Origin of the sequence: Bradyrhizobium sp., from assembly GCF_049581145.1 — a bacterium.
GTDB lineage: Bacteria > Pseudomonadota > Alphaproteobacteria > Rhizobiales > Xanthobacteraceae > Bradyrhizobium.
Window position 1 is genome coordinate 1 of sequence record NZ_JBAURI010001003.1, and the last position, 12,006, is coordinate 12,006.

Annotated in this window: 11 protein-coding genes; 1 reads left to right on the forward strand and 10 read right to left on the reverse strand. The window is 64.1% G+C overall.

Going from position 1 to position 12,006, the window contains the following annotated elements:
• Positions 1-129 precede the first annotated feature (129 nt).
• Complete coding sequence (locus WCB02_RS32550) at positions 130-1,197, reverse strand: alcohol dehydrogenase (RefSeq protein ID WP_423964781.1); 1,068 nt, start codon at positions 1,195-1,197, stop codon at positions 130-132.
• Between the two features lie 117 nt (positions 1,198-1,314).
• Positions 1,315-2,517: a CaiB/BaiF CoA transferase family protein gene (locus WCB02_RS32555; RefSeq protein WP_423964784.1), complete on the reverse strand. Its 1,203-nt coding sequence runs from the start codon at positions 2,515-2,517 to the stop codon at positions 1,315-1,317.
• A 184-nt stretch (positions 2,518-2,701) separates the two neighbouring features.
• On the opposite strand from WCB02_RS32555, the gene glgA reads away from it, so the two are divergent.
• Entirely contained in the window at positions 2,702-4,117 is a 1,416-nt protein-coding gene (gene glgA / locus WCB02_RS32560) for a glycogen synthase GlgA (RefSeq protein WP_423964786.1), read from the forward strand.
• Positions 4,118-4,148: 31 nt separating this feature from the next.
• On the opposite strand, the gene WCB02_RS32565 is transcribed toward glgA, so the two are convergent.
• From WCB02_RS32565 to ccoO, 8 genes are all read right to left on the reverse strand, one after another.
• Complete coding sequence (locus WCB02_RS32565; RefSeq protein WP_423964804.1) at positions 4,149-5,312, reverse strand: patatin-like phospholipase family protein; 1,164 nt, start codon at positions 5,310-5,312, stop codon at positions 4,149-4,151.
• A 170-nt stretch (positions 5,313-5,482) separates the two neighbouring features.
• Complete coding sequence (gene ccoS / locus WCB02_RS32570; RefSeq protein ID WP_423964788.1) at positions 5,483-5,659, reverse strand: cbb3-type cytochrome oxidase assembly protein CcoS; 177 nt, start codon at positions 5,657-5,659, stop codon at positions 5,483-5,485.
• A 9-nt stretch (positions 5,660-5,668) separates the two neighbouring features.
• Complete coding sequence (locus tag WCB02_RS32575; RefSeq protein WP_423964790.1) at positions 5,669-7,921, reverse strand: cation-translocating P-type ATPase; 2,253 nt, start codon at positions 7,919-7,921, stop codon at positions 5,669-5,671.
• 35 nt (positions 7,922-7,956) lie between these two features.
• A complete protein-coding gene (locus WCB02_RS32580; protein ID WP_423964792.1) occupies positions 7,957-8,457 on the reverse strand; it encodes a FixH family protein in 501 nt (166 codons plus the stop codon).
• Positions 8,458-8,479: 22 nt separating this feature from the next.
• Positions 8,480-9,955 carry a cytochrome c oxidase accessory protein CcoG gene (gene ccoG, locus WCB02_RS32585; RefSeq protein ID WP_423964795.1) on the reverse strand — a complete coding sequence of 492 codons (1,476 nt, stop codon included), beginning with the start codon at positions 9,953-9,955 and terminating at the stop codon, positions 8,480-8,482.
• A gap of 208 nt (positions 9,956-10,163) precedes the next feature.
• Positions 10,164-11,036: a cytochrome-c oxidase, cbb3-type subunit III gene (gene ccoP, locus WCB02_RS32590; RefSeq protein WP_423964798.1), complete on the reverse strand. Its 873-nt coding sequence runs from the start codon at positions 11,034-11,036 to the stop codon at positions 10,164-10,166.
• Complete coding sequence (locus tag WCB02_RS32595; protein ID WP_423964800.1) at positions 11,033-11,206, reverse strand: cbb3-type cytochrome oxidase subunit 3; 174 nt, start codon at positions 11,204-11,206, stop codon at positions 11,033-11,035. Before WCB02_RS32595 ends, ccoP begins: the two co-directional genes overlap by 4 nt.
• 13 nt (positions 11,207-11,219) lie before the next feature.
• Positions 11,220-11,954, reverse strand: coding sequence for a cytochrome-c oxidase, cbb3-type subunit II (ccoO, locus tag WCB02_RS32600; RefSeq protein WP_423964802.1), 735 nt, complete (start codon positions 11,952-11,954; stop codon positions 11,220-11,222).
• Between the last annotated feature and the right edge of the window lie 52 nt (positions 11,955-12,006).

Consider the following 12,006-nt stretch of genomic DNA (forward strand, 5'->3'; position numbering starts at 1 on the left):
TCGGTAGGATGATCGAGCAACGTCGTCGTCTCCAGGTTGAGTGGTTTCAGCAACCTCAGTCTGGCCTCAGACTTCGGCGCTATCCACCCCCCATGGAATCTTCGCCGAGCCAACGATGGTCGAGCGCACTCACGGCGTCAGCACCGCGCGGCCGACCAGTTTGCCCTTCTGCAGATCGGTGAGCGCGTCGTTGGCCTTGGCGAGCGGCATCGTGGTCACCGGAATCGGCGGAATTTTTTTCGCGCGGACCAGATCGAGCAATTCCTGGGTCTCGCGCAAATTGCCGACATAGCTGCCCTGGATGGTGATGGCCTTGATCGGGATCAGCGGCAGCGCCCAGGGCGCGCCGCCGCCGAACAACCCGACAATCACGAGCTTGCCGCCCTTGGTCAGGCAGTCGAATCCGAGTTGCGCGGTCGCGGCGTTGCCGACCAGGTCGATCACCGCGCGGATCGGCTCGCCGGCCTTCCTGATGAGCTGCTCCAGCGCATCCGGCGCCTTGCCATCGACGGTCGCAAGCGCGCCAGCCTGTTCCGCCGCCTCGCGCTTTCTGGCATCGATGTCGACGACGATGGCGCCCTTGCCGCCCATCGCCTTCAGGAGCGACAGCGCCATCAGGCCCAATCCGCCGGCGCCGAAAATCACGATCGGCGTGTCGAAATCCTTCTCGACCTTCTTCAGCGCCGAATAGGTGGTGACGCCCGAGCAGGCGTAAGGCGCCGCGGCGACCGGGTCGAACCCCTCCAGATTCAGAAGATATTTTGGATGCGGCACGGTCATGTAGTCGGCATAGCCGCCGTCGCAATAGACGCCGAGCGACGCCGGTTTCAGACACATGTTCTCGTCACCGGCGAGGCAGGTCGGGCATTTGCCGCAACCGAGCCAGGGGTAGACGAGTGCGACATCGCCGACCTTCAGGCCGCCTCTGTCGCTATTCTTGACGTCCGGCCCGAAAGCCACGACCTCGCCGACAGTCTCGTGTCCCATCGTGCGCGGCAGCGATACACCCCGGTCCTTCAAGGACAGCGGTTTGCGCCCGTGGCCAAGCTCGTACCCACCTTCCCAGATGTGCAGATCACTGTGGCAGACGCCGGCGGCCCTGACCTTGATTAGCACCTGCATACCGCCCGGTTGCGGCGTCGGTTCGTCGATCTCCTGCAGGGGGGCGTTGAACGCGGCGACCTTGAAACTCTTCATGGCATCACTCCTTGTGCGTCTTGTTCTTGTCTATCTTGTTTCTTGGGCCGGGCGGACGCCCTCAAGGCGGACGTCTTTCTGGCTGTTATTTGCCTTTTGCGGACTGACGGCAAGCCATCAGCGCGGCATCGCGACCTCCGGCTTTGGCGCAGATGGTTTGCCGTCGCCGCGCAGTCCGGCCTCCTGCAACAGCGCCCTGGTATGCTCCCCGAGCGTCGCCATCCGTTGTCCGGCCGCGACCTTGGCCTCCGACATCCGGAACGGCAGGTTGAGCACCCGGAAGGTGCCGCCGCCATCCTCGACCTCCGACAGCGCCCGGCGATGGGCGATCTGCGGATCGGACAGCGCTTCGGAGACCGTGCGATAGGCCGAGCACGGAACGCCCGCCTCGTTCAGTTCGGCCAGACACTGCGCGGTCGTCACCGTGCACGACCAGGCGTCGACGCCGTCCATCAACTGCGCCCAGTTGGCGCGCCGATCAGAATAGGCAGCGAAGCGCGAATCAGTTACCCAATCGGGGTGATCGATCACTTTCATCAGGCTCTGAAAGGTCTTTTCGCTGGCGATCGCCACCATGACATAGCCATCAGCCGTCTCGATCGGTCCAAACATCGGGCGCGGCGTTGACGCCACCTCGAATTGTGACCACTGCAATTCGTTTAATGTCAGGCTGAGCATCGATTCCAGCATCGACACGTCGATATGCTGGCCGCGTTGCGTAAGGCTTCGTCGGTATAATGCCGCCGAGATCGCCCCGAAGGCGTAGGTGCCGGCCAAGACGTCGGCATGATAGATCCCGCAATAATCAGGCCGGTTGCGGCCTGGCTGGTAGGCGAGATGCGCCATATCGTAGCCGGATGCTGCATGAATCACCGGCGCGTAGGCGGGTAGCTCGGCCGACGGGCCGGTCTGGCCGTAACCGGAGATCGAGCAGTAGATCAGCCGCGGATTGAGCATCCTTAACGACTCGTAATCGAGCTTCAGGCGGCGCATCACGCCGGGTCGGAAATTCTCCACGATGACATCCGCGCCTGCGACGAGCCGCCTGACCACCTCACACCCGTCAGGCGATTTCAGATCGAGCACCAGACTCTTCTTGCCGACATTGAGCTGGCCAAACACGGTCGAACAGCCGTTGCGCACCGGCGGACGGGTTCGCATCGTTTCCCCTTCCGCGGTTTCGACCTTGATCACCTCGGCACCCATGTCGGCCAGCATGCGGGCGCAATGTGGACCGGCAATCGTCGTCGAAAAATCGAGCACACGAAGGCCGCCGAAACAGCCTGTCAAATTGCCCTCATCGTTGTCGGCTATGGTCATACGCAAACTTCCTTTAGGCCGTGTGGCCAAGACCCCTTGTTAGTATGATGCTTAACCCTAATTTGGGTGTGTTGGGTGGGGAAGTGGATCCCCGGGAACCCGTCGGTCGCCTGGTGCGTTTTCTCCTGGAAAATTTGGACCCATTTTTGCATGAACCCGTGCGGGGTTCGAGCGAGGGCATTTGTTGAAGGTTCTCTTCGTCACGACCGAGATGGACGACTTCGTCCGAGTGGGCGGCCTCGCAGCCGTTTCCGCAGCGCTGCCGCGGGCGCTCCGCCAATGGAGCGATATCCGGATCATGCTGCCCGGATATCGCGATGTCGTCCAGCAATTCACGCACATCGAGATCGTCGGCCACGTTCCGTCACTGGCGGAGATGCCAGCCGCCACGTTGGGGCGTGCCGCAACCAGGGATGGCTTGCCGGTCTACGTCCTGCTCTGCTCGCAGCTCTATGACCGACCCGGCAACCCCTATGGCGACGAAAGCGGCCACGACTGGCCGGACAATGACATCCGCTTCGCGCGCCTTGCCTCGGCGGCTGCACAACTTGCAGCAGGCAGCCTGGACAAGAATTGGGCAGCCGACATGGTCCACGTCAATGACTGGCAGGCCGCCCTCGTGCCGGCCTACCTGGCCTGGAGCGGCAACAAGATCCCCTCGATCCTGACCATCCACAACCTCGCCTATCAGGGCTTGTTTCCGAAGGAGTCGCTGCGCCGGATCGGTGCGCCCGAGGCCTCATTCCACATCGACGGGCTGGAGTTCTACGACAAGCTGTCCTTCCTCAAGGGTGGCCTCATCTATGCCTCGCATCTGACCACCGTCAGCACGACCTATGCGAAGGAGATCACGACGCAGGAGTTCGGCTGCGGGCTGGAGGGGCTGTTGCGCATCCGCTCCGCAGCCTCCCAGCTGACCGGTATCCTCAACGGGATCGATGAGAGCTGGGATCCGCGGTTTTGCGCCCAACTGCCGCAGCCGTTCGGCGCCGGGGACTGGGAGGGCAAGCGGGCCAATGCGGCCTATGTCCGCAAGCAGTTCGGGCTCGCGGTCTCCCGCGGGCCTATTTTCGGTCTGGTCGCCCGTCTGGTCCACCAGAAGGGCATCGACCTCGTGCTCTCGGCCGCTGACGAAATCATCGGATCCGGCGGCCAGATCATCGTCACCGGCTCCGGCGAGCCTGGGATCGAACAGGCACTGGTCGACGCGCACCGCCGCCGCCCCGATGCGATCGGGGTCGCGATCGGCTTCAATGACGGCCAGGCCCGGCGCATCTTCGCCGGCAGCGATTTCACGCTGATGCCCTCGCGCTTCGAGCCATGTGGCTTGAGCCAGATGTACGCGCAGCGGTTCGGCTCGCTGCCGATCGGGCACCAGACCGGGGGCCTGGCCGAAACCATCACCGACGGCGAAACCGGCTTCCTGTTCGAGAAGCCCTCGATCGAATCCTTCCTCGGCGGCATCAGACGGGCGTTCTCGACCTTCATTGCGACCGACCGATTGAACTCGATGCGGCAGAGCGCGATGTCGCGGTCGTTCAGCTGGGATCTCTCGGCTGCGCTCTACAGCGCGCTGTACCGCAAGACCATTTCGCCGTAAGCGCGCGTCGCTCGCAGCAGGCTTCCCGCGTTCACTCCGCGGCCACGGGCATCGCTTCGAGTTGCTCATGCACGATCACGCCGGAGAGCGGATCGAACTCGCCGGCCCAGGGTGCGCGCGCCAGCACGACCTTGGTGTGGGCATAACCGGCATCCCAGCGCCGCCTGATGCCGGCCGGGCTGAAATCGATATCCTTGGTATGGCTCTCGCGATCGAGCTGCGGCGCCAGCAGACGCACGACATGCATGCGGGTCTGGCAGCCATAGCTCGCCAGTTCTTTGACCGCCGCGCTGTCGCGCTCGGCCTCGGGCAGCCGGGCGGCGAGCTGGTTGATGATATGGCGCAAGCGATGCGCCTGCTCCTGCCGCGCGATCTGATTCGCGATCCGGCTGGAAAACTGCACATCCTTGTGGCGACAGAATACCTCGGCCATCGTGGCCGGCTCGGCGCCCAGCGGATTCCAGAGGTGAACCGAGAAGATCAGCGAATCCCTGCGCGGATTGTCATCGAACACCGCTTCGGTCGGCGTATTGGAGAGAATGCCGCCGTCCCAGTAGAGCTCGCCGTCGATGCGCACTGCCGGAAACGCCGGCGGCAGCGCGCCTGACGCCAGGATGTGCCGGACGTCAACCGCGCCGTCGCGGCTATCGAAATAGCGCATCTCGCTGCTGCGGACATGGGCGGCGCCGACCGTGAGCCGCGGCCGGCCATGATTGGCCAGCTCGAAATCGACCAGTTCGCCCAGCGTCTGCTTGAGCGGCGCGGTCGAATAGTAGCCGGCGTGCTCCGCCCCGAGCGGATAGGTCTCGCCGGCATGGACCAGTGGATTCGGCTTGAAGAAGCCACGAATGCCATTGGTGATCGTCGACCAGTACGACAGTCGCTCATGGAAGCCCGCGAATTCGTGGCGAAAGCCGAAGATCGGATCCTGCTCGACCCGTTTCCAGAATTCCCGCAGCCTCGACAGACGGAGCCGCGGCTCGTTGCCGGCGATGAGGCTCGCATTGATGGCGCCGATCGAGGTGCCGATGATCCAGTCCGGCTCGATGCCGGCTTCGTGCAGCGCCTGATAGACGCCAGCCTGATAGGAGCCGAGCGCACCGCCGCCCTGCAGCACCAGTACGACCTGGCCCGGCAAGCCCCCGGCCGGCGATTTGAAGCGCTGCGCAGCGTCGCCGTCCTGCACGCCATTCATGAACTGTGGCATCCCCTGATATTCGCGATCGGGCGGATTTTGTTACGTCCCCTTGCGGATTTCAACATGCCTGGCGAGCCGCGAGACAACCCCGGCCCGAATCGGGAACCCATGGTGTGCGCTGGTTGGCGCCGGTCCGGTGAGGCGCGTTGCGTCGACGACCTGCGGTATCAGCACGCCGTGACGTCCGATGGCGCCTCCGGCTGCGGCTCGTCATCGGCGATGGCGCGCCACGCCGCGCCTTCGAGATCGTCATATTGACCGCTCTTCAGCGACCACAGGAACGCCAGCAGGCCGGCAAGACCAAGGCCAAGGGCGAGCGGCACCAGTATGACGAGCACTTCCATCGCAGGCCCCTAATAGTTCAGCGCGGGATCGGACGCCAAATCGCTGGCCGCACCCTCGGATCGCGTCGTGGTTCTGGCGCGGCACGCTCTTAGCGCGTTCAGCATCACCAGGATGGAGGAGCCCGACATCGCCGCCGCCGCGATCAGGGGCGTCACCAGCCCGCTGATCGCGATCGGCACCGCGACCAGGTTATAGCCGACCGCGAGCCAAAGGTTTTGCCGCATCAAATGCAGCGCCTTGCGCGAGACGTCGATCGCCGTCACCACCGGCGCCAACGGCTCGCCGAGAAACACGAGATCGGCGGTGGCCTGACTCAAATGCGCGGCGCTGATCGGCGACATCGAGACATGCGCGGCCGCAAGCGACGGCGCATCGTTGATGCCGTCACCGACCATCAGCACCTTCAATCCTCCGGCTTTGAGTTGCTCGATCCGCGCGATCTTGTCGGCGGGCGTCACGCCCGCGCGCCATTCGTCGACGCCGAGCACGCCCGCCGCCGCCCGCACTGCCTGCTCGCGGTCGCCCGAGAGCATCTCGACCGCGATGCCCCGGCTCTTCAGCGCCGCGATCACCGCCCGCGCATCGCCCCGCAGCCCCTGACGCACCGAGAACAGATATTTTTCCTCGCCCCGGCTGAACGCCACGATCGAGGCTTCGGGGTCGACGATCGGGCTGCCGATGGCGTTGCCTTGGACCAGCTGCTCGGCGCCGCAGAACGACGGCCGCTCCAGCCTGATCTCGACGCCGTCAAGCTCGCCGCGCACGCCCTGCCCGGGCTCCTCGATCGCGCCCACCAATGGCGCCCTGGCGCCGGAAGCTAGCGCCACGGCGGCGGCGACCGGATGATGGCTCGACAGCGCCAGTTGGCCGGCAATTCGAAAAATCTCAGCCGGAATCTCGGCCGCGTTGACGACTTCGAGCTCCGGCAAGGTCAGCGTGCCCGTCTTGTCGAAGATCACGTGATTGGCCTCGGCGAGCCGTTCGATGGCATCGCCGACATTGAGCAGCACGCCGGACTTGAACATCGCACCTGACGCCACCGTCTGCACCGTCGGAATCGCAAGCCCGATCGCGCAGGGACAGGTGATGATGAGCACCGCGATGCCGGTGACGATGGCGTCATGCCAGCTTGCGCCCATCAGCGCCCAGCCGATCACCGTCAACAAGGCGGTGGCATGCACCACCGGCGCATAGAGCCGCGAGGCGCGGTCGGCGAGCCGCATATAGCGCGAACGGGCCTGCAGCGCGTTGTCGAGCAGTCGCGTGATCTCCGACAGCAGCGTGGCTTCCGAGGCCGCGGACACCCGCACTCGCAAGGTTCCGGAGATATTGAGCGAACCGGCATAGACCGCGGTGCCCTGTTCGGCCGCGACATACAGCGTCTCGCCGGTGATCAGGCTCTGGTCGATCTCGGATTTGCCTTCGATCACGGTGCCGTCGACCGCGCAACGCTCGCCCGGCCGCAGCAGCACGATGTCGCCGGACCGGATCGCCGCCACCGGGACTTCCGAAATCTCGTCGGGGCCGATGAATTTGCTGGCGGTTTCCGCCTTCAGCGCGGCGAGGTTTCCGGCCACCGCCCGGGTCCGCCGCCGCATGTTCTGGTCGAGATAGCGGCCGACCAGAAGGAAGGTCAGCAGCATGATGGCGGCGTCGAAATAGGCGTGTTCGGCGTGGTTGAAGGTCTCGACCACGGACATGCCGAGCGCCATGATGACGCCGATGCAGATCGGAACATCCATGTTGACGCCGCCTGCGCGCAGCGCGCGGTAGGCCGAGCGGAAGAACGGCTGCCCGGCATAGGCGGCCGCCGGCAACGCGATCAGCGCCGACAGCCAGTGGAAGAAATCGCGCTGCTCGGGCAGCATGTCGCCGCCATTGCCGGACCAGACCGGGATTGACAGCATCATCACGTTCATGGTGGCGAAGGCCGCGACACCGAGGCAGCGCAGCAGAAAACGCGATTGTTCGGCTTCGCTCGCTTCCGCGCTCGCCTTCTCGAATGGATAGGCCTTGTAGCCGAGCTCGGCCAGCCGATCGATGAAGCGGCCGGGCTCGAGCGTACCCTGCTTCCATTCCAGCGCCACGCGGCGGTCGGTCAGGTTGACCCGCGCCAGCGTCACGTCGGGGATCGCGGACAGCCCGCGCTCGATCTTGGCCATGCAGCCGGCGCAATTGACGCCCTCGACCGCCAGATCGATATGGTTGAGACCGGAGCCCGCATCCTTCACATAATGCGAGAAGTCTCGCGTCGCCTGCATGATGCGGCCTTCCACTCTTTGCAGTTCGAACCGCTTCAGTTCAGCTCGATGCGATTGACCGACAGGAACATCCGCTGGCCCGCCGCGTCACCCTGCAGCACCAGATCCCATTGACCGGGGGCGACGGACGGCGCACTGCCGCGATAGATGCCGATCCCGACTTCCGCGAGTTCGAGCGGCAGGTCGTACCGCTTGTCGGTCGGCCGCTCCAGGACGCCCTGGAATTTCAGCCCGGTCACCGGCTTGCCGCTCTTGTCGCGGGCCTCGACCTGCAAGGTGGCGGCGCCTGCGGCGTCGCGCTGGACGTGGGCGTCGACCTGCCAGTGCCGTGCGTTCTGGTCGCGCGCCGCTGCGATTTCCTTCTCATAGCCGAGGCTCGCGGTGTAGGAGCTGTCGACGTCGGTGCCCGGCAGGGTCGAGATCGCGACCTTTGCCATGTAGACGTTGACGCCGATGACGACGCCGAAAAACGCCACCAGTATCAAAAGCACCTTGCCCCCGGTCAACGGCTTGGCGGAAGCGACGGATTTCTGCATGACGAAACTCCTGGGCGGCGTCTTAGGGGGCGACAAAATTGTCGGTCGCGGCGGCCACCTCGCCAAGCCCGATATCGGTGACGTGAAATTTCACCGGAATCGACTTCTCAGGGTTGTCAGCCGCGGGCGCGGTGATCAGCACGCGAAGCTCGGAGGTGGTGTCGCGTTCGATCACGATCATCGGCCGGTCGGGCGTGACCGAATCGACGCCCACGACGTGGATGGTGGCATTTTTTGGTCCCTCGACATCAATCGCGATGACGCGGTCGAAGCCGCGCTTGTTGAGCAGGCGGACCGTATAGGCGTTGCGGATCGAGCCGTCGCTGAGCGTGACGGCGACCGGGTTGCGGTCGTGCAGCACGTTGACGTCGAGCAACGACCGCGTCGCCAGCGTGTACACCATGATGGCGCCGATGCCTGCGATGATGGCGCTGTAGAGGACGGTGCGTGGACGGACGGTGCGGTAGATCGGCGCCTTGCCTTGCTGGCGCCTGTGGATGTTGATGTCGTTGTCATAGGCGATCAGGCGCGGTTCGCGGCCGACCTTCTTCATCACGGTGTCGCAGGCATCGATGCACAGGCCGCACTGGATGCATTCGAGCTGCGGGCCGTTGCGGATGTCGATGCCGGTCGGGCAGACCGCGACGCACTGATAGCAATCGATGCAGTCGCCGGCATGTTCGCCGAGCGCGCGCAACTCGGCGGCCTTCTTCATCGAAGTCCGCTTTTCGCCGCGATCGTAGCGATAGGTGACGTTGAGCGCCCATTCGTCGGTGAGGGCTGCCTGGATGCGCGGCCACGGGCACATATAAGTGCAGACCTGCTCGCGCATGAAGCCGGCCAGCAGATAGGTCGTGGCGGTCAGGGTCGCGATCCAGATATAGGCGACCATCGGGGCCTGAAAGGTGATGAGCTCTTTCACCAGTGTCGGCGCGTCACTGAAATAGAGCACCCAGGCGCCGCCGGTCCACCATCCGATCAAAAGCCAGATCGAGTGCTTGAGCACGAGCTCGAAGATTCGCCGGGCCCTCATCGGGTCGGCGGAGGCATCCTTCTTCATGCGCTCCCGCCGGTCGCCCTCGATCAGTCGCTCCACGGCGTAGAACAGGTCGGTCCAGACCGTCTGCGGGCAGAGATAGCCGCACCAGATCCGGCCGCCGACCGAATTCATCAGGAACAGCGCGACCGCGGCGAGGATCAACAGACCGGTGAAATAGTAGATTTCCTGCGGCCACAGCTCGATGAAGAAGAAATAGAAGCGCCGGTTGGGAAAATCGATCAGCACCGCCTGATCCGGCGCGCCAAGGCCGCGATTCCAGCGCACGAAGGGCAGGAAATAATAGACCGCGAGGCAGAAGGCCATCAGCCCCCATTTGATACGGCGGAAGGCGCCGGAGACGCTCTGCGGATAGATTTTCTTGCGCGCCACATAGAGCGGCGCGTCATCGCCAGGGTCCAGCTCGTCGTCCAGCTCTTGGGGCTTCAGGGGCTTGTTCACGGCTGGGCACCATTCTCGCGTCTAGAGCGCGTCAAAACGCGCTCTATCGTGTTGCTTGAGCATGATCTCCGCGCAAACGCGTTCCGCGTTTGTCGCGAGGGAAAACCGGCACCTGCTTTTCCTGACTATGGTCGATTTGAGCTTAGACCGAACCGGGTCCGCTCAGTTGATCCAGCTCAAATGAAGATCGCCTTTCGCTCCACCCCCGTTATTTTCCGCCCCCAAGGGAGTGCACATATACCGCCATGACCTTGATGGTCGTGGGATCAAGCCGTCCTTCCCAGGCCGGCATCACGCCGCCGCGGCCGTTGGTGATGGTCTCGATGATGGTGGCTTCATCGGACCCGTAGAGCCAGATCTGGTCGGTGAGATTCGGCGCGCCGAGTTCGGGATTGCCCTTGGCGTCGTCGCCGTGACAGGCCGTGCAGTTCTCCGCGAAGATCTTGGCACCCGCGGCGGCGTCATAGCCCGGGCGCGTCGGCAGGCCCGACAACGACCGCACGTAGTTGGCGACCGTGACGATCTGGTCCGGCTTCAAAATCCCCTGCTTGCCGAAGTCGAGCATCTGATTTTCATGCGCTTTCGGATTGCCCGAACGCGCCCCGTACCGGATGGTCTGCGCGATCTGGTCGAGCGTGCCACCCCACAGCCAGTCGTCGTCGTTCAGATTGGGAAAGCCTTTCGAACCGGCGGCGCCGCTGCCGTGGCACGGCGCGCAATTATCGCCGAACACGGTTTTGCCGCGGGCGCGCGCCAACCCGAGCAGGGCCGGATCCTTTTCGATGTCGGCCAGCGAGGCCGCACCGAGCGCGAGCATCTTTTCGCCCCGGACCTTCTCCAGATTGGCCAGTTCGACCGCGACGCTGGCGCGCGACGAATAGTGCAGGAAACCCGCGGTGTTGCTCGTAAGCAGCGGCCAGGCCGGATACAGGAACCAATACACCACCGCCCAGGCGATGCAGAGATAGAAGGTGATCACCCACCAGCGCGGCAGCGGCGTGTTCAGCTCCTTGATGCCGTCCCATTCGTGGCCGGTGGTGGTCGTGCCGGAGACGGTATCGATTTCGCCGTGATCGGTCATGGTCTGTCATCCTCCCGCAACGGCAATCTCGCCGCCTCGTCAAAAGCGGCCTTGTTGCGAGGCCAGAGTGCGTAAGTCAGGATCGCGACGAAGATCGCGAAGAAGATCGGCGTCCAGAAGGTCGTGAAGACCGCCGCCAGGAGATTCTGAATCGCTGTGATTGCACTCATCGTTTCCATCACCTCAGCGCAGATTGGCTTTTTCGTTGTAGAGCTTGAAGTCGACCAGGGTGCCGAGCATCTGCAAATAGGCGATCAGCGCATCCAGCTCGGTCGGCGCGCCGGGCTGGCCGTCGAAATTGCGGGCCACGGCCTTGGGATACCGCTTCAGGAAAGCGTCCGCGTCGGGGCTGTCGGGATCGACCTGTGCCTTCAGGTCGGCCTGCGCATTGGCGATCTGGTCGTCGGTATAGGGCACGCCGACGTCGCGGAGCGTGCGCAGATGATCGGCGATCATCGAGGCGTCAAGCTCGGTCGTGGCGAGGAACGGATAGCCCGGCATCACCGATTGCGGAACGATGGCGCGCGGGTTGGTCAGATGGGTGACGTGCCAGACGTCGGAATATTTGGCGCCGACCCGCGCCAGATCCGGACCGGTCCGCTTGGAGCCCCACTGGAACGGATGATCGTACATGCTCTCGGCGGCGAGCGAGAAGTGGCCGTAGCGCTCAACCTCGTCGCGCAGCGGACGGATCATCTGCGAGTGACAGAGATAGCAGCCCTCGCGGACGTAGATGTTGCGCCCCGCGAGCTCCAGCGGCGTGTACGGCCTGATGCCGTCCACCACCTCGATCGTGCTCTTGAGGTAGAAGAGCGGCGCGATCTCGACCAGACCGCCGATCGCGATCACCACAAGGATCCCGATGATCAGGACGATCGAGTTCTTTTCGAAGACTTGGTGCCGTGTCCAGAAAGACATCTATCGCTCCTCATTCCGCCGGCTGAAGAGCGACGGAGGACTGAACTTCTGC

What these genes read in the sequence shown, in the direction of transcription:
- ccoO (WP_423964802.1), bottom strand. Translation starts at nt 11,954, where the DNA reads ATGTCTTTCTGGACACGGCACCAAGTCTTCGAAAAGAACTCGATCGTC.
- ccoP (WP_423964798.1), bottom strand. Translation starts at nt 11,036, where the DNA reads ATGACCGATCACGGCGAAATCGATACCGTCTCCGGCACGACCACCACC.
- WCB02_RS32580 (WP_423964792.1), bottom strand. Translation starts at nt 8,457, where the DNA reads ATGCAGAAATCCGTCGCTTCCGCCAAGCCGTTGACCGGGGGCAAGGTG.
- WCB02_RS32575 (WP_423964790.1), bottom strand. Translation starts at nt 7,921, where the DNA reads ATGCAGGCGACGCGAGACTTCTCGCATTATGTGAAGGATGCGGGCTCC.
- WCB02_RS32555 (WP_423964784.1), bottom strand. Translation starts at nt 2,517, where the DNA reads ATGACCATAGCCGACAACGATGAGGGCAATTTGACAGGCTGTTTCGGC.
- WCB02_RS32550 (WP_423964781.1), bottom strand. Translation starts at nt 1,197, where the DNA reads ATGAAGAGTTTCAAGGTCGCCGCGTTCAACGCCCCCCTGCAGGAGATC.
- WCB02_RS32565 (WP_423964804.1), bottom strand. Translation starts at nt 5,312, where the DNA reads ATGAATGGCGTGCAGGACGGCGACGCTGCGCAGCGCTTCAAATCGCCG.
- ccoS (WP_423964788.1), bottom strand. Translation starts at nt 5,659, where the DNA reads ATGGAAGTGCTCGTCATACTGGTGCCGCTCGCCCTTGGCCTTGGTCTT.
- WCB02_RS32595 (WP_423964800.1), bottom strand. Translation starts at nt 11,206, where the DNA reads ATGAGTGCAATCACAGCGATTCAGAATCTCCTGGCGGCGGTCTTCACG.